The 21,704-nt window shown below is 36.2% G+C and carries 18 protein-coding genes; 13 read left to right on the forward strand and 5 right to left on the reverse strand.

Features of this window, described 5'->3' with window-relative positions; translation table 11 throughout:
* Positions 1-6 precede the first annotated feature (6 nt).
* Complete coding sequence (locus tag FZ940_RS02565; protein WP_084042233.1) at positions 7-747, reverse strand: sulfite exporter TauE/SafE family protein; 741 nt, start codon at positions 745-747, stop codon at positions 7-9.
* A 152-nt stretch (positions 748-899) separates the two neighbouring features.
* On the opposite strand from FZ940_RS02565, the gene FZ940_RS02570 reads away from it, so the two are divergent.
* Positions 900-2,171, forward strand: coding sequence for an anthranilate synthase component I family protein (locus FZ940_RS02570; RefSeq protein ID WP_148821380.1), 1,272 nt, complete (start codon positions 900-902; stop codon positions 2,169-2,171).
* Here the strand turns inward: FZ940_RS02570 and FZ940_RS02575 are convergent.
* The 4 genes from FZ940_RS02575 to FZ940_RS02590 are packed head-to-tail and all read right to left on the reverse strand — an operon-like array spanning position 2,168 to position 8,043.
* Positions 2,168-5,038 carry a response regulator gene (locus FZ940_RS02575; RefSeq protein WP_148821381.1) on the reverse strand — a complete coding sequence of 957 codons (2,871 nt, stop codon included), beginning with the start codon at positions 5,036-5,038 and terminating at the stop codon, positions 2,168-2,170. The two genes, FZ940_RS02570 and FZ940_RS02575, sit on opposite strands and share 4 nt — an antisense overlap.
* Complete coding sequence (locus tag FZ940_RS02580; RefSeq protein ID WP_148821382.1) at positions 5,028-5,783, reverse strand: hypothetical protein; 756 nt, start codon at positions 5,781-5,783, stop codon at positions 5,028-5,030. The genes FZ940_RS02575 and FZ940_RS02580 overlap by 11 nt, the downstream gene beginning before the upstream one ends.
* Positions 5,780-7,597: an excinuclease ABC subunit UvrC gene (gene uvrC / locus FZ940_RS02585; RefSeq protein ID WP_148821383.1), complete on the reverse strand. Its 1,818-nt coding sequence runs from the start codon at positions 7,595-7,597 to the stop codon at positions 5,780-5,782. The genes FZ940_RS02580 and uvrC overlap by 4 nt, the downstream gene beginning before the upstream one ends.
* Positions 7,591-8,043, reverse strand: coding sequence for a hypothetical protein (locus tag FZ940_RS02590; RefSeq protein WP_148821384.1), 453 nt, complete (start codon positions 8,041-8,043; stop codon positions 7,591-7,593). The genes uvrC and FZ940_RS02590 overlap by 7 nt, the downstream gene beginning before the upstream one ends.
* Positions 8,044-8,073: 30 nt before the next feature.
* Here FZ940_RS02590 and FZ940_RS09415 point away from each other — a divergent pair, with 30 nt between their 5' ends.
* The 12 genes from FZ940_RS09415 to FZ940_RS02645 all read left to right on the forward strand — a co-directional run bounded on the left by FZ940_RS09415 (position 8,074) and on the right by FZ940_RS02645 (position 21,687).
* Positions 8,074-8,241: a hypothetical protein gene (locus tag FZ940_RS09415; protein WP_167496277.1), complete on the forward strand. Its 168-nt coding sequence runs from the start codon at positions 8,074-8,076 to the stop codon at positions 8,239-8,241.
* A gap of 115 nt (positions 8,242-8,356) precedes the next feature.
* Positions 8,357-9,745: a sodium:proton antiporter NhaD gene (gene nhaD, locus FZ940_RS02595; protein WP_087579090.1), complete on the forward strand. Its 1,389-nt coding sequence runs from the start codon at positions 8,357-8,359 to the stop codon at positions 9,743-9,745.
* A 10-nt stretch (positions 9,746-9,755) separates the two neighbouring features.
* The gene (gene guaA, locus FZ940_RS02600; protein WP_148821385.1) at positions 9,756-11,288 is read left to right on the forward strand and encodes a glutamine-hydrolyzing GMP synthase; all 1,533 of its coding nucleotides are present in this window, start codon (positions 9,756-9,758) and stop codon (positions 11,286-11,288) included.
* Between the two features lie 63 nt (positions 11,289-11,351).
* Positions 11,352-12,086 carry an HNH endonuclease signature motif containing protein gene (locus FZ940_RS02605; protein ID WP_148821386.1) on the forward strand — a complete coding sequence of 245 codons (735 nt, stop codon included), beginning with the start codon at positions 11,352-11,354 and terminating at the stop codon, positions 12,084-12,086.
* 93 nt (positions 12,087-12,179) lie between these two features.
* On the forward strand, positions 12,180-12,824 hold the full coding sequence (locus FZ940_RS02610; RefSeq protein WP_148821387.1) for a cupin domain-containing protein: 645 nt from the start codon (positions 12,180-12,182) through the stop codon (positions 12,822-12,824).
* A gap of 109 nt (positions 12,825-12,933) precedes the next feature.
* Positions 12,934-14,094, forward strand: a complete 1,161-nt coding sequence (locus FZ940_RS02615) for a multidrug effflux MFS transporter (RefSeq protein ID WP_107812227.1) — start codon at positions 12,934-12,936, stop codon at positions 14,092-14,094.
* On the forward strand, positions 14,087-14,725 hold the full coding sequence (locus FZ940_RS02620) for a uroporphyrinogen-III synthase (RefSeq protein ID WP_148821388.1): 639 nt from the start codon (positions 14,087-14,089) through the stop codon (positions 14,723-14,725). Before FZ940_RS02615 ends, FZ940_RS02620 begins: the two co-directional genes overlap by 8 nt.
* Before the next feature lie 232 nt (positions 14,726-14,957).
* Entirely contained in the window at positions 14,958-16,202 is a 1,245-nt protein-coding gene (gene purD, locus FZ940_RS02625; protein ID WP_148821389.1) for a phosphoribosylamine--glycine ligase, read from the forward strand.
* Entirely contained in the window at positions 16,199-16,648 is a 450-nt protein-coding gene (locus tag FZ940_RS02630; protein ID WP_148821390.1) for an RDD family protein, read from the forward strand. The genes purD and FZ940_RS02630 overlap by 4 nt, the downstream gene beginning before the upstream one ends.
* On the forward strand, positions 16,641-18,800 hold the full coding sequence (locus FZ940_RS02635) for an LPS-assembly protein LptD (RefSeq protein WP_148821391.1): 2,160 nt from the start codon (positions 16,641-16,643) through the stop codon (positions 18,798-18,800). The genes FZ940_RS02630 and FZ940_RS02635 overlap by 8 nt, the downstream gene beginning before the upstream one ends.
* Positions 18,801-19,499: a sodium:proton antiporter gene (locus tag FZ940_RS02640; protein WP_148821392.1), complete on the forward strand. Its 699-nt coding sequence runs from the start codon at positions 18,801-18,803 to the stop codon at positions 19,497-19,499.
* On the forward strand, positions 19,489-21,687 hold the full coding sequence (locus FZ940_RS02645; protein ID WP_148821393.1) for a polyribonucleotide nucleotidyltransferase: 2,199 nt from the start codon (positions 19,489-19,491) through the stop codon (positions 21,685-21,687). The genes FZ940_RS02640 and FZ940_RS02645 overlap by 11 nt, the downstream gene beginning before the upstream one ends.
* The last annotated feature ends 17 nt before the right edge of the window (positions 21,688-21,704 follow it).

Raw genomic sequence — 21,704 nt, forward strand, 5'->3', positions numbered from 1 at the left:
TTTGATTTAGCCAAATATCATATCTTTTAAGATCAGAATTATCATTGCTATGTAAAAGAGTAAAAACCACTTTTTAAGTGCTTTTTTATCCATAGCTTGTGTCTTTTTGGTGCCAAAGTATGCGCCTATTAGCGAGCCAAGCCCTAGGAATGTACCCTCCAAATAAGAGATGTGGCCGTTTAAAGATAGTGAGATAAAGCCTGAAATGGCTGCGAACATCACAAAAAACACTCCCATTGAAACGGCTTTTTTCATATCATAGCGCAAAAAGCCAACTAAAATAGGAGCTATAAAAACCCCACCGCCTATGCCTATACTAATGGCAAGTGCACCTATACAAAAACCAACTAGAAATAGTAAAAATACGGAGTTGTTCGCATTTGTACCGTCGCTATTTGGTGTGAAGTATAGTTTTATGAGTGAAAAGATAAAAGTTGCAAGCAAGAGTAGTTCGAGTAAGAGCTCGGGCGTGTGAGATACGATTATGCCACTAAAGCTAGCTCCGACCAACCCTCCAAGACCTAAAAATACGCCACGATTTAGCTTTAAAAGTCCAGCTTTGTAGTTTAGATACGAGCCAAACGTCGCGCTAAAGATCATCTGCATGACGCTTATGCCAATAGCTGTTTTCACGTCATATCCAAAGGCGACCATTATAGGAACAACGACTGTGCCGCCACCGATGCCAAAAAAGCCAGCGATGTATCCAACGCCGATACCGATTATAAAAAGTTCAACAAAAAGCATAAATTTCCTTTTATGAGTGCCAAATTTTAGCCAAGCGGTGTTAAAAAAATAGTAAAAAGGTGAAATTTGGGCATAAATTTAGAAATTTGATAAAAATTTTAAAAACTAAAAGCGAACTTTTTTTATAATCATCAAAAATTTAAAGGAAAAAAATGCTCTTAGAACAACCACTGTTTTATTATGAAGTGATTAGAGAAAAATTTAAAAATAGCTACTTGGCCGAAGATAAGACGCAAACGATTATAGGCATTGATTGTGATTATATCGATGAAAAGGATATGGATTTTTATGGGCTTAGAAGTTATTTTGATACAAATCGTAATAAATCTTTAGCTCCATTTACAGGTCTATTTGGTGTTTTTGCTTATGATGGTGTGAGATATTTTGAATATATCGGAGAAGAGAAAGCTAAAAAGTATGAATTTCCAAAATTTATCTATGCCGATGCGAAGGCCTATCTATACTTTGACAAGATGAGTAAAATTTATACATTTTATGGAGATAAGAATAAATATTATGAGTTTTTGCTTGATGCAAAAGTTGAATGCAAAAGCAAAGAGCAGAGTAAATTTAGTATAAAAACTGATCTTGGTAAAGAAAAGAAACACTTTGAGGATATGGTTGAATTAGCAAAAGAGTATATAAGAAGCGGCGATGTCTTTCAGGTGGTGCTTGGTGAGTTGCTTGAAATTTCAACGAATATGAGTAGTTTGGAATTTTATAAAAAGCTCTCACTTACAAATCCAAGCCCATATATGTTTCATTTTCCTACACCTTATGGCGATGTGGTTGGTTCTTCGCCAGAGCTTGTTTTTGAGATGAAAAGTGAGCAAATTTTTGTAGCTCCGATCGCAGGCACAAGGCCTAGAGGAATTGATGCAAATGCAGATGTAGCACTTGAAAATGAGCTTTTAAGTGACGAAAAGGAGCTGGCTGAACATAAAATGCTAATCGATCTTGCCAGAAACGACATCGGCAGGGTTTCAGAACCAAAAAGTGTATTTGTAAAAAATGCAATGCATATCCAAAAGTATGAAAAAGTAATTCATATCGTAAGTGATGTCTATGGCAAGTGCGCCAAAGGGCTTGATCTTTTTGACGTCTTAGCTAGTATTTTCCCAGCTGGCACACTAAGCGGAGCCCCAAAAATAAGAGCTATGCAGATAATCAATGAGCTTGAAATTTCTGAGCGAAATATCTATGGCGGTGGCATTGGATTTTTACATTTTAATGGTGATGCTCAGGTTGCTATTCTTATTCGCTCAGCCATCTTTGTGTCAGAAGAAAATGGCTTTAGTGATGTATTTGTGGGGGCTGGAGCTGGTATAGTTTATGACTCAAAGAGCGAAAGAGAATACGCTGAAATTTGCCATAAGCGAGCAAGCGTGCTAAATGTATTTAAAAATAACGCAAAAGAGTTTTAGGCGTTAAACTTAATAAATTCATAAGAGCTTTTAGCGTAGCTAGTGCCCATAGAATCGATTTGTTCCCTTACGGTAGCTGAAAGCTCTGCTTTTGTGATATTTTTAGCTAGCACTTTTACAAAAGGAAATTCACTTCTTTCTTGTGCGCCAAATATCAGCACTCTTGTATCAACCTTTTTGCTTTGCCTTATCTTATCAACAACTCTTGTTAGCTCTTCGTAGTTGAAGTCTTTTACATTTTCATCTATAAGAACGATGCCATAAGTTTTGGTTTTTATCTTTGTTAATAGCTCATCAAAGCTATTTGTGGTTTCAAGTGTGTTGTAAAATTCTCCTAAAGCTGAGCTAAATATTTTATTTTCCATTGGCGATTTCTTAAATAAAATAATATTTTCACTTTTTGCTAGATAGCTTTCGTCTATTGCAATCTCGCCAAAATTTGGCAAAAATTTTCTAAAAATTTGAGCCAGTTCGTCGCTATTTATTGGCGTTTTTATATAGGCATTGAAGTATTCTTTGACGCTCTCTCCATCTATATTTGAAGTATTTGAAAGCATTAGTATAATTGGAATTTTCGCATTTTGTATGGCTGCTTTTATAAGATCAATATTTTTTTGAAGGCTATTTTTTTCAGCTTCGAAAAATTTCGAGCCAACAAATATAAGGTCAAAATCGCCTTGCTTTATGGCTTGTTTTAGATCTTTTTTATTACAAACTCCCACAACTTCGCAGTTAAATTTACTAAAACCACTTGCTGTTATATCTATGTAAATTTCGTTAGTATCGCAGATTAAAATTTTTGGTTTATCGTTTAAATTTTTATTCATAATATCAGCTTCGCCTAAGCAAAGTAGCCTTGTGATGCTTAATGGAGTTAGCGGATCTTTTAAAATGAGCGGATTTTTAATATCTTGACCTTGCTTATTGGTGTTTCTTAAAAATATAGCATCATAATTTTTTGTAATAGATGGACTAGTGCTTGTTAGCATATCCACTTTGAGCCCAAGATCTTTTGTAGTCTGCTCAAAAGCTTCGTTGTAAGCGACATTTACATCTTGCAAGAATGCTAATTTGTGATTGCATTTTATATCAAAGTCTTTATAGTTTGATGTTGTTTTAAAAATGACTACAAATTTAAACTCATTTCCGATACTTGGAAACGAGTTAATCTCCAGCTTGCTTTCTAAATTTTTTAAATAAATTTGAGCGATTTTTAGATAAAACTCGCTCTCATCATTATTTAAGCTATTCTCATCATCTAAAAATATATCTGAAATTTGCTTTTCACTCATGGCAGCTGAGCTATTTTTTATGCTAAAGCTTACAGAACAAAGTCCGCTTCTATCAAACTCTTTTTGAACTTTTTTGATAGCGATGATAATATTTTGATGTCTTATAGACATTGATAAAGATGCCAAAAAGATAGAGTTAAATGCGGTTTTTAATGAATTTAGATTTCCTTCTAGTTCATTTGTAAGGCTTGGATCAAGGTAGCTTATAAAATTTATCTTTTTGCTTTGCGAATAGACGATATTTGCTTGCAAAATTTCTTCAAAGCTTTTTTGAGGATCAAATATCTCGGTTTTATTGCATTCGCTATATTTTTTAACATTTGAGATATTTTTAGCATTGTTATAAAGCGAAGTCATGATATTTGCATTTTTTTCTATCGTGTCTATAAATACTTGCTTTTTGCTATTATTTGTTTCTATTTTTAAAGCCGCAGTCGATGTAAAAATTTCTTTATTAATGGACTCTAGTTTCTTGCTCACTGATAAAATATATCTATCTTTTATCTGAAAAAAGCTGCTATCTTTTATATAGGTTTCTTTTAGATCTTCAAAAGCTTTTATGAGCTTTGATATCGCATTATCTGCACTTGTCTCTTTTGATAATAGGATATAACTCGATATGTATTTTGACTTATCGATAAGCACTTTTAAAAATTTCAATCTAGCAGAAATACTAAGCAAAGATAAAATGAGCAAGCCACAAAGCAAAAACTCAAAAAAGGTCTTTATGCCAAAGCTTATTTTCTCGCTCTTAGTAAGTTCTAGTAGCTCATTTTTTATGTTTATGGCACTATCTAATAAAAGTATAAATTTATCATCTTCATACTGTTTTATTAGGATTATATCTTCGATATTTAGCTTCTCAGAAAATGCGATCTTGGCTTTAACTTCTCTTATTTTTTTAGCTTGATAGTTGGCTTCAAACTGGTTAAAGTCTTTATAAATATTCTCTTTTAGCTCACTTTTTGGAAGCATATCAAGATTTGGTGTGTTGTCTCTTACGGAATATATATTTTCTCTTACATCATTGTTTATTGAAAATAAAGGGCCATTTATAAAGATATTTTTTACGTAGTATTTGGTGTTGTTTGCTAAAGAGAGTTGATTGTAAATTTTACTTAAAGTTGCGGCATAAGCTTTTATTATAAGCGGAAAGTCTCGGTCTAAATCTTGTTTAAAATCGCTATCTATTTCTCCATTTATATTTTGGAAAAATTCGTAAAATAGTTCATCAAATTTATCATTTTTGTTTAGATTTGCTAGCAATTCTTTTAATTTATTTACATTTCGTATCTCGATGCGATCGTCTTTTCTTATAGAATTTATAAATTTTTGTGTATTTTTTAAGGTGCTATCCCGCAACTTTTTTATATCTTCTTGGCTTTTGCCTATTAGTGTATCGTGCTCTTGTATTACAGATTTTATAGTTTGAAATACTAAGGATTGTTTATATAGTTTTTCATTTAGATCTTTTAGATCTGTAAATTTTTTATAGCTTTCATTTCCGCTATATGCGCAAAAGATCGCTGAAATTATTATTGGCGCTAACAATATATAAAATTTATTATTTTTCATGGATATTCTTTTTGCTATGTTTTTTGACGATATTTTCTATCTCAATTAGTCTTTTGGTAAAAAGAGACATCTCTTTCATTTTTCCATTTTGATTGTTATTTAAAAAAGCGTTAAGCTCATTTGCAAGGTTATTAAGCTTTAAATTTAATGCAGCTTCTCTTATCTCATTTACATATTTTTTGAGCATTATCTCGTCTTTTGCGATTATGGCTGATTGGATTTGGATAAGAATTTCTCTTGCGTTATGCAAAAAGATATTTAAGTAGGACGCAAAATCTTTTTTATTTAAATTTAGTATTTTAAGCGATGTTTCAAACCAGGAATCATCGATAAGTGATTGTGTCTGTGTGTCAAAAAGATACCATGCGTTTAGTTTAAAAACAGGCAGTCTTAATGTAGGTTTTACTTTTACTGCTGCTATTAGGTTTTGGTTGTTTATTATGTCTTGCTTCTCTAAAAGTACGATAAAAAATTTTTCGCCATTTTTTAAAATAGCATTTTGCAATCTCGCTTCTAGTAAGATCGCACCACTATCTTTTCTTTTTAAATTTACTCTAGCACCATTATCTTTCGTATTTTGTAAAAATTCCAAGAAGCTGTAGTTTGTACTTTCCTGGCTTGTTATGACTAGCTCGCTTATATCTTTGTATTGCAACAAAAAGTCATCCAAACTATCAAAACCCAATAGCTCAAGTGAATCTTGCGTTATCGCAGATATTTTTAAATTTTCATCATATATTATCACTTCAAATTTCCTTCTTTGAGCACTGCAAGCTTTTCTGCTACGCTTTTATTTGTTATTTTTGCCACTTCGTCTAAATTCGCTTCGCTGATTTTATCAAAACTTCCGTAAAAGCTGATTAATTTCGCGATACTTCCTTCAGATACGCCAGCTTGCTTTAGAATTGATCTTTGCATATCGTTTTTCTGTCTTGTTTTTCTGTGAAAGCTGATGACGAATCTATGGCTTTCATCACGCATTTTTTGAAAAAACTGCAGCTTTTTATCGCTCGTACTTAGGCTAAAGCTACCATTTTTTGTGTAAATTTTATCCTTTGCCTCGCTTTTTGCGCGGTGAGCTTTAGCATCGATTTTTTCTTTTGAGATAGCGATTACATCTACGTTTGCACCGCTACTTGCTAAAATTTCACAGGCTAAGTTTAAAAGCACTTCGCCTCCGTCAATAACCCAAAGATCAGGTGGGCTAAGCTTGTCAAATCTAAGTGCTCTGGCTGTCAAACTCTCTTTCATCTGATCGTAGTCGTTTTTAGAGCTTAGGTGCATATGGCGGTAGTTTTGCTTTGCCCACTCGCCATGCTCATAGCGCACCATCGCTCCGACACTTGCCTCGCCAAAAAGGTGTGAGTTGTCGTAAGCCTCGACCACGTAAGGCGTGTGAGCTAGGTCAAAGTACTCTTTTATCTCGTTTAGTAGCTCGTTATCGTGCGTTTTTAGATATTTTTCGATGCTAACTTCAGCGTTTTTTGTAGCGATCTCACAAATTTTACGCTTATCGCCAATTTTAGGGCAAGTGATGCTAAATTTACGCCCAAATCTCTCGTTTAAAATTTCCTCCACCAGCTCGCTATCTTCAAAACTCTCATGCACATAAATTTTGGTGCTAATTATAGGCTGACCAGCTATGAAGCTTTTTAAAATAGCCTGCTTATAAGCTTCGTTTATCTCGTCTTTTTGGGCGTTTTTGGCCTGCGTGATGTCAGTTTTTACGCCAGTTATCTTGCCACTTTGCACGCTAAATCTCACCGCACAGATCATATCGTGCACGCAAGCGACCGAGTAGGCCTCAAAGTCCTCAAGTTTAGCAAGATCAACTTCAACCTTTGTTTGCATATTTTTAAGTGTTTGTATCTTATCTCTAGTTGCGGCTGCTTGCTCGTAGTCTTCGGCCTTGGCGTAGTTTAGCATGAGCTCTTCAAGGCGAGTTATAAGTAAATTTGGATTTTGTAAGGCCATGATAGTCTCACTTACGATCTTAGCGTAGTTCTCTTTTGAAATTTTGCCTTCACACGGGGCATAGCAGCGTTTTAGCTGATAAAAAAGGCAGGCTTTTTTGCCTTTAATGCAGGATTTTTTCTGAACAAGATTAAAATTTAGATAAAGTGCCTCAAGTAGCTCGCTAGCTCCACTAAAATATGGCCCAAAATAGCGGATATTAGAGCCTTTTACCACTTTTCTAGTGATCTCAAATCTTGGAAAATCATCATTTAAATTTATAAAAATATAAGGGTAGGTCTTGTCGTCACGAAGCAAGATGTTGTATTTTGGCTTAAGCTGCTTGATGAAAGAATTTTCAAGTATGAGCGCGTCTGCTTCGCTTGGAGTGACGATGTATTCAAGATGCACAGCCTCGCTTATCATCTTAGAAATTCTTGGGCTTAGTTTTTCAGCCGGAGCTAGGCTTGGGGTAAATTTAAAGTAGCTTTTGACCCTATTTTTTAAAATTTTGGCCTTGCCAACGTATAAGAGTCTATTTTGCGCGTCAAAATACTGATATACGCCAGGCTCGTTTGGAAGCGTTCTTATCTCGTCTATTAGCATCTTGCCTGCTCATTTTTCTTGAGCAAAATTTCTCTTAGCTCTTCAAATTTTTGGTGTATTTGCTCGTCTTTTGCTAAATTTTTAAACTCACCCTTGCTTGCTGGTATTATGAAATTTGACCTTTGCGTAGGTTGTGGTGTGAAAAATTTTAAAAACTTGCTCACGACAAATCTTATATTTTCTTCTTTCTTATTTTTTGTATAGTTGATTTCGTTAATAGGTTTTGGAGTAAGAATGCTGTTAAAAACGCTATTTTTATTAAATTTGCAAAAGGTTTTTAATAACCTTTTTATATCATTTATACTACTATCACGCCTAAGCTCCAAAAGCCCAGTGGGATGAGTAAGAACAAAGGTCAAAACACCTTCTCTAACGTAGCAAAAAGCTATATAAAATCGTTTTGCTTTCCCCATAAGCTCTAAAAGCTGTTGGCACTCATTTGCCATGCTTAATTTTTCTTTATACAAAGGATTTTCGTGAATAGTATTTATCAAAAATTTAGCGTTTTTCATGGGCTTATCTTATCATTTTTTATTTTAATTTTTACTCTTTTTGCATTTAGCGGTTGTGGTTACAAAGATGATCCATTTTATGGAAATGCCCCCGTAAAAGAAAAGAAAACTGACAAGATAAACAAAATCTAGTAAAATTTTCGTATTTAAATAAAAATGTAATATAAGCTTAATAATTTTAACTAACCTAATTTTTAGGCTCATTTAAGTAATATACCAAGATTTTTTATTCTACAAGGAGAGTATAATGAGGTTTTTTGGACTTCTAGGCTTGTTTTTCGCGATGGCTTTTGGTGCTGATGGAGAAACCGCAGCTATTGACTTAACTACTACATGGGCAGGAATTTTATCGCTTATCATTTTTGTTGTTGGATATTTTTTCATAGCAGCAGAAGAAAATTTCCATATCGACAAAGCAAAACCTGCTATTTTTATCGGTACATTTATGTTCCTGCTTATCGGTGTTTATATGCTTATAAATGGCATGGATGTGCATTCGCTTGAACATGAGGTAAATCACCTGATTTTAGAGATCGCTCAGATCGTATTTTTCTTGATGGTGGCGATGACTTTTATCGAAGCACTTATCGAAAGAGACGTATTTAATGCACTTAAATATAATCTAGTATCAAAAGGCTATACTTATAGAAAGCTATTTTGGCTAACTGGTATTTTGGCATTTTTCATAAGCCCAGTAGCTGATAACCTGACAACAGCGCTTATACTTTCAACCGTTCTTCTAACGATAGATAGAAATAATACAAATTTCCTAGTAGCTGGCGCAATAAACATCGTCGTAGCAGCAAACGCAGGTGGAGCATGGAGTCCATTTGGCGATATCACTACGCTTATGGCTTGGGCTGCTGGGAAAGCACCATTTGTCGACTTTTTCGCACTTTTTCCAGCATCTATCGCAGGTTGGTTTGTAACGGCATTTTTACTTTCTCGCGTGGTGCCAAGTACTGCACCACATTTTGATGTGGCAAACGAGCCAAAAGTGGTTATGAAAAAAGGCGGTAAAGCGGTTATTTTTATAGGTGCATTTACTATCTTTTGTGCAGTTATGATGCATCAGCTTTTCCACTTGCCAGCGATGTGGGGAATGATGTTTGGTTTCTCACTACTTAGTCTTTATACTTACTATTTCAAAAAAGCTCATAAAAATGAAGAGCCAATGCATGTATTTCACTATATGTCAAAGATCGAAAACAACACACTATTTTTCTTCTTCGGAATTTTAGCTGCAGTTGGCGCTCTTCATTTTGCTGGATTTTTAAATTACGCTGTATCACTTTATGATAAATTTGGCTCAACTGCTGTAAATATCGGCGTTGGTTTCCTTTCAGCGATCGTTGATAACGTTCCAGTTATGTCAGCTGTTTTAAAAGCAAATCCAGCAATGGGAGCTGATGCAGGTGAGGCAATGAGTCAGTGGCTACTAGTGACACTAACTGCTGGTATCGGCGGTTCGATGATCAGCTTTGGTTCAGCAGCTGGTGTTGGAGTAATGGGTAAATTAAAAGGAATTTATACCTTTGGTGCACATATGAAATACGCTTGGATGGTGGTTCTAGGATATATCGTATCGATCATTGTTTGGTATGTGCAGTTTGAAATTTTTCATATCTATTTTTAAAAGGTTATAAATGAACAATACGATTATAGTTTTGGATTTTGGTTCGCAATACACTCAGCTAATAGCCAGAAGGCTAAGAGAAGAGGGCGTCTACACTGAAATTTTGCCATTTAATGCAAAGCTTAGTGAGATAAAGGCGAAAGAGCCAAAAGGTATCATTTTAAGTGGCGGTCCAGCTAGCGTTTATGCTAAAGATGCTTATTTTTGCGATAACGGCGTCTTTGAGTTAAATATCCCTATACTTGGCGTTTGCTACGGCATGCAGCTACTTGCTCACACACATGGGGCTGAGGTTTTAGCGGCTGATCAAAAAGAGTATGGTAAGGCTGAGCTTAGCGTTATTAAAGAGCATGAGCTATTTAAAGATACACCTTCAAAACAAATCGTATGGATGAGTCATAGTGACTATGTAAAGGACTTGCCAGAGGGCTTTGAGGTGATCGCTGTTAGTGAGAATTCGCCTTATTGTGCTTTTGGTGATGATAAACGAAAATTTTATGCGATCCAGTTTCATGCAGAGGTGCAGCACAGCGAATACGGCACGCAAATTCTAAAGAATTTCGCTAAATATATCTGCGGCTGCGAGAGTACATGGAATATGGGAAGCTTCGCTAAAAATAAGATAGAAGAGATAAGAAAAATAGTAGGCACCCACAAGGTACTTTGTGCAGTTAGCGGTGGTGTGGACAGCTCCGTGACTGCGGCGCTTTTAGCAGCTGCTGTGCCTGAAAATTTGATCCTTGTCTTTGTTGATAACGGACTTCTTAGAACAAACGAAAAAGAGCAAGTCGAAGCTACATTTAGAACAAAGCTTGGTGTTGAGCTAGTTAGCATAGACGCGAGTGAGACCTTCCTTGGCCGCTTAGCTGGTATAGTAGATCCTGAGAAAAAACGCAAGATCATAGGTGAAACCTTTATAGAAATTTTTGAGCAAGAGGCTAAGAAGCATGGTGATGTGAAATTTCTAGCTCAAGGCACTCTTTATACTGATATCATCGAAAGCTCAGTAGTTGGCTCAAGTAAGACGATAAAGAGCCACCACAATGTTGGGGGTTTGCCTGATTGGATGACATTTGAGCTAATAGAGCCGCTAAGAGAAATTTTTAAAGACGAGGTTAGAAAGCTAGGTCTTGAGCTTGGACTAAGCCGTGATTTAGTATTCCGCCATCCTTTCCCAGGACCGGGCCTTGCTATTCGCATCATGGGTGAAGTAAATAAACCAAGCCTAGAACTACTTCGCAAAGCCGATGTGATCTTGCGTGATGAGCTAAAAAGTACTGGCTGGTATAACAAAACTTGGCAGGCGTTCTGCGTGCTTTTAAATGTAAATTCTGTTGGCGTTATGGGTGATAACCGCACTTATGAAAACGCTGTTTGCGTGCGTGTGGTTGATGCGAGCGATGGTATGACTGCTAGCTTTTCAAGGCTCCCTTATGATCTACTTGAAAATGTAAGCCGCCGCATTATAAACGAGGTGAATGGCATAAACCGCGTAGTTTACGATATCTCAAGCAAGCCACCTGCAACTATCGAGTGGGAATAGTGCATATTAAGCAATCTATAGTTTTATAGGTTGCTTCTTGCTGGTTTAGTGGTAGTTATGGTTATGAAAGAAAATAGTAAAATTTTATCCATAATAGCCTATTACTTGTCTGAATATGACTCACGAGCAATTAATGATTTGGGGTTTAAGAGTGCAACTCAGGCTTTTGAAGAAATTTCTTTACTTTTTGGTAGAAATAAAAATTATATAAAATTAAGAAGAGATGAATTTGATGCTTTGCCTGATAGTTCAAGTCACCGTAGGGGTTGGAAAAATAGACCACCTGCCAAAGAAGTTATTAATATCGCAGAGTATTTAAAGGGATTTTCATATACTGAATTAACTCAACTTGTAAAATCTTTTTTAAAATATGAAACAAATTTAGAAACAGTCGTTGTAGAACAATGTGATGTTTTATGCGATTCTGAAACCGATGTAGAAAATATTATAAATTTTAAAGATAATGCTTCTGTAATTAAGCTAAAAGAAGGACTGACGGCTGTAAGGTTTTATAATTGGAATATAATAACCAGCCTAAAACTTTTATATAAAGGTAAATGCCAGATTTGCAATAAGGTACCATCTGATTTAATTGACATTTCCGAAGCTCATCATATAGAATATTTCTCTATAACACAAAATAATGATGCAAATAATATAATAATTCTATGCCCAAATCATCACAGATTAATACACAGATTGAATCCAAAATTTGATTATGAAACTTTAAGTTTTTTGTTTCCAAATGGAGCAGTAGAGAGTGTTGCAATAGATTTTCACTTGGGTCATTTGAAGTGAGGATTTAATTTTGACAAAAATAGATAATCCTTATCAATAAATCATCCAAAAATTTTCACTACAATGACGTGTAAATTTACGAAAGGAAGAAAAATGAGTAAAATTTACAATCTAAACACTGACACGAAAGTTGTTTCTAAAAGCGTCGTTAGCAAGAGAATTTTTGATTGCGAGAATGCTCATGTCGATGTATTTGCTTTTGATACGGGTGAGGAACTAGATCATGAGATGCTGTTTTGCGACAGCCTTGCATGGGTTGTAGAGGGCGGTGCTAGCCTATACTATGGCGAAAAGCAGATGCATATAGGCAATGAGCAAGCTTGCCTGATAGAGAAAAAAGTGTGGCGCAAGCTAGTTTTTAACGAACCAACGAAATATATTTCAATTGATTTTAAGGAGGATTTAATGATAGATCATTTACCTAAGGCAGCTATTTTTAGCTTAGTTGATGCAGTCGAATACGAAAAAGGCAAAATCGTGAGCAAAACGCTTGTAAAGAACGAAAACGGCTCAATGTCATTACTTAGTTTTGATACAGACCAAGAGCTCTCAACTCACGCAGCTCCAGGCGATGCACTGCTTATCGCACTTGATGGCGAGATGAAGCTAACTATTGGTGATGAACATTTTGATATCAAAAAAGGTGATACCATCGTGCTTCCAGGCAAAATACCACACGGACTAAAGATAAAAGATAAATTTAAAATGCTCTTAATCGTAACCAAAGACAAAATGTAATACTAAGCCCTATTTTTAGGGCTTCTTCTTTATAATAACAATAGTAAATTTATACTTAATAAAGCAAAAAGTAAAACCATAATATAATCGCTCCAAAAAAAGAAAAACTATGAAAAAAGAAAATTCCAAACTATTTTTGTTGCTATTTTTAGGTGCTCTCTCTGCCTTTGGACCATTTGTTACAGACCTTTATTTGCCAGCACTTCCGGCTATTACTGAGTGGTTTAAAACAAGCGTTACAGCTACACAATTAACGATCACGACATCGATGGCAGGCTTAGCCATAGGTCAGCTCATAGTTGGCCCAATAAGTGATAAATTTGGCCGAAAACTACCCCTTACCATCTCGCTCATCGTCTATACTATAAGCACTATTTTTATATTTTTTGCACAAAATATCCAGTTTTTTATCTTTATGCGAATTATTCAAGGGCTTGCAAGTGCCGGCAGCTTAGTCATCTCAAGAGCCGTTGTGAGCGACCTTTATAAGGGTCACGAGATGACTAAATTTTTTAGTCTTATGATGGTTGTAAATGGTCTAGCCCCGATACTTTCACCAATTGGCGGTAGTTTGCTGCTTAAATTTACCGACTGGCGCGGCATCTTTATGGCGCTAACCATCATTGGTATTTTGCTTTTTATCGCAAATTTTTATTTCAAAGAGAGCTTGAGTCAGTCAAATCGCTTAAAAATGCCTTTGCTAGTGACTTATAGTGTTTTTGGCAAAATTTTAAGAAAGAAAAAATTTATGCTTTTCGTAAGCATTCAGACATTTGCGATGGGTGCAATGTTTGCCTATATAGCGTCATCTTCGTTTATTTTTCAAGAATTTTATTCTCTAAGTCCAGTAAGCTATAGCTTTTGCTTTGCTTCAAATGGTTTAGGGCTTGTTATAGGAGCAAGGCTTGCTAGTCTTTTAAATGAGAGAAAAGCACTCAAAACTGGGCTTTTTGGCACTTTGTTTGCTAGCATTTTTATTGCTTTCATGCTTTGTTTTAAATTTGAAGTGATCGGCGTCATCATCGCATTTTTCTTATTGCTTCTTTTTACAGGATTTGTCTTGCCAACTGCTTCATCGCTAGCTATGAACGAAGGCAGAGAATATGCTGGCTCAGCCTCAGCGATACTTGGATTTTGCCCATTTTTCTTAGGCGGCGTAGTCTCTCCGTTAGTTGGGCTTGGTGATATATTTTATTCGACTTCTATTGTTATTTTAGCCTGCACATTACTTGCTTTGATGTCTTTTTTAAGGTTAAAAAGAGTTGCGTAAAATTTATCTTATTTCAAATACAAAAACGACTGATGAGAGCGTTATAAATTTAAGTGTTAGCAAGATCGAGTTTTTGAAATTTGAACTAAATTTAAGTGACTATGACGTACTGGTAGCCACTTCTAAAAATGCTTTTAATGCATTAAAATTTAATGGCATTTCGCCTATAAATTTACCAGTCTTTGCCATCGCAAATAGTTGTGCGGCAGCCGCAAGAGAGTTTGGATTTAGTGAAATTTATACCGGAAAGAACGCTCACGGAGATGACTTTGCAAGAGAAATTTTGCCACTTTTAAAAGGTAAAAAGGTTCTTTATCTAAAGGGTAAAGATAGTGCTTCAAATTTCTTAGAAATTTTACAAGATGGCGGAGTAAATATAAAGGCGATCATCACCTATGAAAATGTCTTAAATCATTGCAAAATGGAGCTAAAACCACCAAAAAATAGTATCTTGATCTTCGCTTCACCGCTAAATGTCAAAAATTTTCTTAGTAATTTTGGCTGGGATGAGAGCTATCAAGCAATAAGCATTGGAAAGGTCACTGCAAAAGAGCTAAAATTTACCGAGCCAATAGTGAGCCAAAGTCAAGATATAAACGCCTGTATCGCGCTTGCCAAAACATTACTTTAAGCAAAGAATTTATATAATTTTATTGCCTGAGTGAAGCGAGTCAGCATTTTACGGGGTCCAACACTTTTTTGTTAGCGAAAAGGTATGGGTGCCTTGTGATGTGGCTTCGTTTGAGTCTGAAAAGGCGAGAAGTTGCAACCGTTTGGTATCCATCTATTTGCAAGATTGGCTTTGTTTATGGGCCACTCTTCTATGCGACGCCCACTTGGGTTTTTAAATTTACGGAGATGAAATGAATATTCTCATAATAGGAAGTGGTGGTCGCGAATACGCCATTGCTCTAAAACTAAAAAGCGAAAAAAATATAAATTTATATTTTGCGCCTGGAAATGGTGCTACTTCACGCCTTGGCGAGAATTTGAAGATAAAAGACTTTTATGAGCTTGCAAAATTTGCTAAACAAAATGATATTGCTCTAACTATCGTGGGCCCTGAAGCGCCGCTTAGTGAAGGCGTAGTGGATATCTTTAAAAAAGAGGGTTTGCTCATCTTTGGACCAAGCAAAGCAGCTGCTAGACTTGAAGCTAGCAAGGCCTATATGAAGGATTTTCTAGCTAGAAATAATATAAAAACTGCAAGATATTTAAACACAGATGATAAAGAAAAAGCATTTAAATTTATTGATACCTTAAGCGCGCCGATGGTCGTAAAGGCCGATGGTCTTTGTGCCGGAAAAGGCGTTATAATCGCAAATTCTAAAGAGGAGGCCAAAGAGGCAGTTAGTGACATGCTAAGCGGAGCTAGCTTTGGCGAGGCTGGTAAATTTGTTGTCGTTGAAGAGTTTTTGGACGGCTTTGAGCTGAGCTTTTTTGCTATTTGTGACGGCGAAAATTTTGTAAGCTTGCCAGTTGCGCAAGATCACAAACGCTTACTTGATAACGACGAAGGTCCAAATACTGGCGGCATGGGTGCTTATGCTCCAAGTCCGCTTGCTTCAAAAGAGCTGATAAAAAGGGTCGAAGAAGAGGTTGTAAAGCCAACTCTAAAAGGGATGAAAAACGAGGGCAGTCCGTTTTGTGGAGTGCTTTTTGTGGGACTGATGATCGTTAAAAATGAGCCTTATGTGCTTGAGTTTAACGTAAGATTTGGCGATCCTGAGTGCGAGGTATTGATGCCATTAATTGATGGAAATCTAAGCGAAATTTTACTAAATGCTGCAAAGGGCGAGCTAAAGCCTATTAGCTTAAAAGATGAATTTGCAGTTGGTGTTGTGATGGCTAGTAAGGACTATCCGTATAAAAGTAGCCCAAAAGCTAAAATTTCAGTTTTAAATGATGTAAAAGATACTCACATCGCTTATGCTGGTGTTAGTGAGCAAGATGGAGAAATTTATGCAGATGGTGGCAGAGTATTAGTCTGCGTGGCCACTGCGAAGAGCATAAAAGAGGCACGTGATAGAGCTTATGAGCTTTGCGAAAATGTAAAATTTGACGGAGCACATTATAGAAAAGATATTGCCTGGCAGGCATTAAAATGAGTATGCAGATAGTTGAAAAACTTGAAAAAGAAGAAATTTCGCTAGCGCCATTTTCAAAAAGAGTGCTAGCTTACTCAATTGATGAATGTATTGTTTCTTTTTTGTTTTTGATCATTTACTGGGATGCCTTTTTGTCGGTTATGAGCTATGATGAAGCCAGAAATTTGACCTTAAATTTCTTTTGGCAAATAGTCTCACTAAAGATTATTTATCATGCATTTTTTGTTTGGTATTATGGTGCGAGTCTTGGGCAAATGCTAACAAAGACGATGTGTATTAATGTAGAAATTTTAGATAGACCAAATTTTATTTCAAGCCTAGTAAGGGCGATTTTTAGGTTAGTTAGTGAAGCTTGTTTTTATCTTGGTTTTGCATGGGCATTTGCAAATCCAGCTAGGCAGACTTGGCAAGACAAAATAGCAAAAACAGTGGTGATAAATGCGTAAAATTTTATTTTTAGTTCCGGTTTGTATTTTAAATCTAAGTGCAGCAGTGCAAGATGTGCAGCTATTAGCTGATGATGTGAAGCAAGATAAAGGCATTGTCACGGCCAATAAAAATGTTGTTGTGTATTCACAAGATTACCTTGTGACAGCTGATTGTGCTGTGTATGATCAAAATGATTCGGTTATCGAGCTATTTGGTAACGTCAACATGATGAAGGGCAAGAGTGAAGTCTCTCGCTCAAACTATGCAAAGCTAAATTTAAAAAATAATGACACTGCTTTTGAGTCGCTTTTTATGATGAATAAAGACATGGAAGTATGGATGAGAAGCAATGAAAGTAGCTCTGATAGTGAGTACTATAGAGTTAAAAAAGCGATGGTTTCAAGCTGTAATGTCCAAGATCCTGACTGGAGTATCACTTCAAGCTCAGCTATGCTAAATAAACAAAGCAAATTTTTACATCTTTTTAACCCAGTCTTTCGTATAGCTAATGTGCCAGTTTTTTATTTGCCATATTTTGGTTTTTCAACAGATACCACAAGAAGAACAGGTCTTTTGCCGCCTGAGCTTGGATACGGAAAATCTGAAGGTTTTTATTACAAGCAGCCGATTTATTTTGCACCTTATAATGAGTGGGACTTCGAGCTTGATCCGCAGATAAGAACAAACAGAGGTGCTGGAATTTATGGTGCGTTTAGATTTACTGAGTCGCCTGATTCAAGGGGCGAAATCAGCTTTGGCTCATTTACTGATAAAAACAGCTACCAAGCCAAGCAAAAAGGAGAGACTTCAAATAAAGCTGAACTAAAAAATAAAACACATAAAGGCATTGGACTAAAATACGAAAGAGATAAGCTTATAAGATACCTTAGCGAAGCGGATTTGCAAGAGGGAATTTGGATAGACGCAACGAAGCTAAATGATATAGATTATTTAAATTTAAAAGGCAGGGATGATGATTATGATTCGCTTGTAACTTCTAAATTTAACTATTTCATCGCAAATGACGATCATTATTTTGGTGCTTATGCAAAATACTACATAGACACTGAAAAAATTGGCTCAAAAAATGAGAACAAAGACACTCTTCAAGAGCTTCCATCGCTTCAGTATCATAAATTTACAGATGATATTGTCTTGCCAAATATCTTATATTCACTCGATCTTCAGTCACATAGATACGATAGAAAGATAGGCGTTAGAGCGACTCAGTATGAATTTACGCTTCCAGCTTCAGTGCATGTGCCACTGCTTGATGATAGTTTAACTTTTTCATTTTACGAGTATCTATACGCATCAAGAATAAATTACGAGAATAAGATAAATTCATTTGATGATAAAAGAGAAGATAAACACGCAAATTTTGTAAATAACTACCATAAATTTGCCCTTCACACAGACCTTGCAAAGGTGTATGAGAGCTTTTATCATACTTTAAATTTTGGTGCTGAGTACTTGTTGCCAGGATATAGAAAAGGAAATTTAGACGACGAGTTTATCTATGACAAAGATCTAAATGAGTATGAAAATTTCTTAGCCCAAGATCAGAGCAAAGAGGAAGTTTCTGGCTATTTGACGCAGTATTTCTTTAACGGCAGTGGCAGAAAGGTCGTCAAACATAGCATCTCACAAGGATATTACACAAAAGATGATGAGTATTCAAATTTAAAAAATGCCATCTATTTATATCCATTTGAGAATTTTAGCCTTTATAATAAGCTTGAGTACTCACACAAAGATAGAGAGCTTAAAAAGGTTCAAAATGGATTTTACTATACGCACGATCTATTTTGGATAAATATGCTCCATACGATGAAAAAGAGCGATAGCTTTGCTAAAAATAGCGCAACAAAAGATAGCTACTTTACAAGCAGTGCTGGCGTAAAGCTCCCTCATCAGTATAGTCTTATTGGTGGCTGGCAATATGATATTGAGCGAAGTTACACAAAAAGCTGGAGAGTTGGCGTGCTTCATCAAAGAAAATGCTGGAATTACGGGATAATTTATCAACAAGATGTCGAGCCAACAACAACAATAAACGGCTCAGCATCAACTAGAAAAAATGGTATCTATTTCACGATAAATTTCTATCCAATGGGCGGTTTGCACTATGACTTTTCGCAAAGCAGCACAAAATCGAGTGCCAACTAAATGATAACGGCTAAATTTAAGGATCAACTAGAAGCAGCTAGCAAGCTAATTGAAATTTTGCCAAAAAAAGAGCTCATAGATAAAAAGACGATAGTTGTTTGCATGTCGCTTGAGTCAGTTATACTCACAGATGCAGTTTGTAGAAGTTTAAATTTAAGCTACGAGATGCTCTTTAGCGAGCCAATACCTGCACCAAATAATAGCGAATGTGATGTTGCAATAGTTAGTGAGACAGAAGATATAGTATTAAATGATAAACTTATAAAAGCTTTTAATATAAGCTATGACTACATTTACGGTGAAGCACATAGAAAATATGAAGAGAAAATTTTAAAAAACGTTTATAAATACCGAAAAGGAAATTTGATAGGAGAGCTAAAAGATAAAAATATTTTACTAATCGATGAGGGGTGCGAGACTGGTATGACGGCACTCATTTGCATAAAGACGTTGCTTGATGTGAAGGTAAAATCCATCTCATACGCAACGCCAGTGATTGCTACTGATGTCTTTACAAATTTAAATGATATGGTTGATGAAATTTACACGATAAACAAGATCGTTGATTTTATCGATGTGGATTCGTATTACGAGAAAAAGATCGAAGCTACGAGTGAGCGTATCATGTCAATATTAGAAGAGAGCCCTTATTATTTGCCGTTACAAAAACAACAAGGAGATAAAAATAATGCAATATAGTATAGAAGTCAATAATCAGGTTGAAATTTTTGACCTTAATAAAGTAGCAAAACAAGCTAGCGGAGCGGTACTTTTAAGGGTGAAAAATACTGTCGTTTTAGCAACTGTTGCAAGAGAGGACACGCAAGTTGAGGAGGATTTTTTACCTCTAACGGTGCAGTATATAGAAAAAGCCTACGCCGCTGGTAAAATTCCTGGCGGTTACGTTAAGCGCGAGACAAAGCCAGGCGACTTTGAAACGCTAACAGCTCGTATCATCGATAGATCTCTTAGACCACTCTTTCCAAAAGGTTACGCATATCCAACTCAAATCGTTGTAATGGTGCTTTCAGCTGATCCTGAAGTTGATTTGCAGGTTGTAAGTCTAAATGCAGCCTCAGTTGCACTCTATCTTAGTGACATCCCAGTAAATCGCCCAGTTTGTGGTGTTAGAGTTGGCTATATAGATGAAAAATTTGTGATCAATCCAAGCAACTCTGAGCTAAAACAAAGCGCTATTGATCTATATGTAGCTGGCACAAAAGATGAGCTTTTGATGATCGAGATGAGAAGCTTACCTCAGCAAACTACGCAGCTTATCCCGATGGTCGCGATTGAGCCGATGATAGATCCGAGCTTAAGTGATAGCATGGCTCAAAAACAGCTAATGAATGAATTTAGCGAAGATATGATGGTTGAGGCGATTGATTTTGCTGGTAAGGCGATACTAAGGGCTAGCAGTGCTTACGAAGAAGCTTTCAAAGAGCATAAGAAAGAGGACGCTGTGCTTGAGCTAAAACCTGAGATAGAAAATGAAAATATCGCTATTTATATCGATAAATTTTATAAAGCCGAAGTCAAAAATGCGATCAATCAAATGGCAAAAAGCGAGCGCGCTAGCGAACTTAGCAAGATCGCAAAACAAATTTCAAGCGACGAGGTCGCTCAAAAAGAGGGCTGGGATGAGGCTGTCATCACAAATGTCCTTGGCAAATATAAAAAGAAAATCGTTAGAGAGCAGATAATAAATGAGGGCGTAAGGGCCGATGGACGTGATCTTGAAGAGGTTAGGCCTATTAGTATCGAAACAAATGTGCTTCCAAATGCACATGGCTCATGCCTCTTTACAAGAGGACAGACACAAGCCCTAGTTGTCACTACTCTTGGCACTGATAGTGATGCTCAAATGTATGACATCCTAACTGAAAAAGTACCTTTTGTAGAGAAATTTATGTTTAACTACAACTTTCCAGGCTTTAGCGTAGGCGAGGCAAGCCCACTAAAAGCTCCTGGTAGACGCGAGCTTGGACATGGAAATTTAGCCAAACGTGCCCTTGCGCCAAGTATTGATCTAGCTTCTCCATACACAATAAGAGTCGTTTCAGAAATTTTAGAGAGCAACGGTTCAAGCTCAATGGCTAGCGTTTGCGGTGGCTCGCTCGCACTTAGAGCAGCTGGCGTAAATACTTTAAAACTTGTCGCAGGTGTCGCTATGGGATTAATATTTGAAGGCGATAAGCATGCAGTGCTAACAGATATCATGGGACTTGAAGATCATGACGGCGACATGGACTTTAAAGTAGCAGGTACAAGTGATGGCATCACAGCGCTTCAGATGGATATTAAGCTTGGTGGCATTAGCTTAGAAGTGCTAAAAGAGGCACTTTATCAAGCAAAACGTGGTAGAGAGCATATCTTATCTTTGATGGCAGAAGCGGATAAAAATATAGAAATAAATGAAGATGTGCTTCCAAAGCTTGAATTATTTAGTGTTGATCCAAGCAAGATCGTAGACATCATCGGACAAGCTGGCAAGACTATAAAAGAGATCATTGAGAAATTTGAAGTCTCAATCGATCTTGATAGAGAAAAAGGTGAAGTTAAAATCGCAGGTGGAGCAAAAAAAAATGTCGATGCCGCAAAGGACTACATCATCTCTATCACTTCAAAAGACAATGGACGTTCATTTGGCAAAAAGCCATTCAAACACGACAAAGAGCGTTCAAAACCAAATTTTAATATCGGTGATGAGTTTTTGGGAACTGTAAAGAGTGTGGTTGATTTTGGTGTGTTTATCGAGCTAAAAGATGGCATTGATGGCTTGCTTCATATCTCAAAGATAAAAAGCCCATTAAACGTAGGTGATCAGGTCAAAGTATGTGTGAGCGAGCAAAAAGGAAATAAAATTTCGCTCTCTTTGGTTGAATAAATTTTAAAGGACAGATG

Origin of the sequence: Campylobacter concisus (genome assembly GCF_902460415.1) — a bacterium.
GTDB lineage: Bacteria > Campylobacterota > Campylobacteria > Campylobacterales > Campylobacteraceae > Campylobacter_A > Campylobacter_A concisus_Y.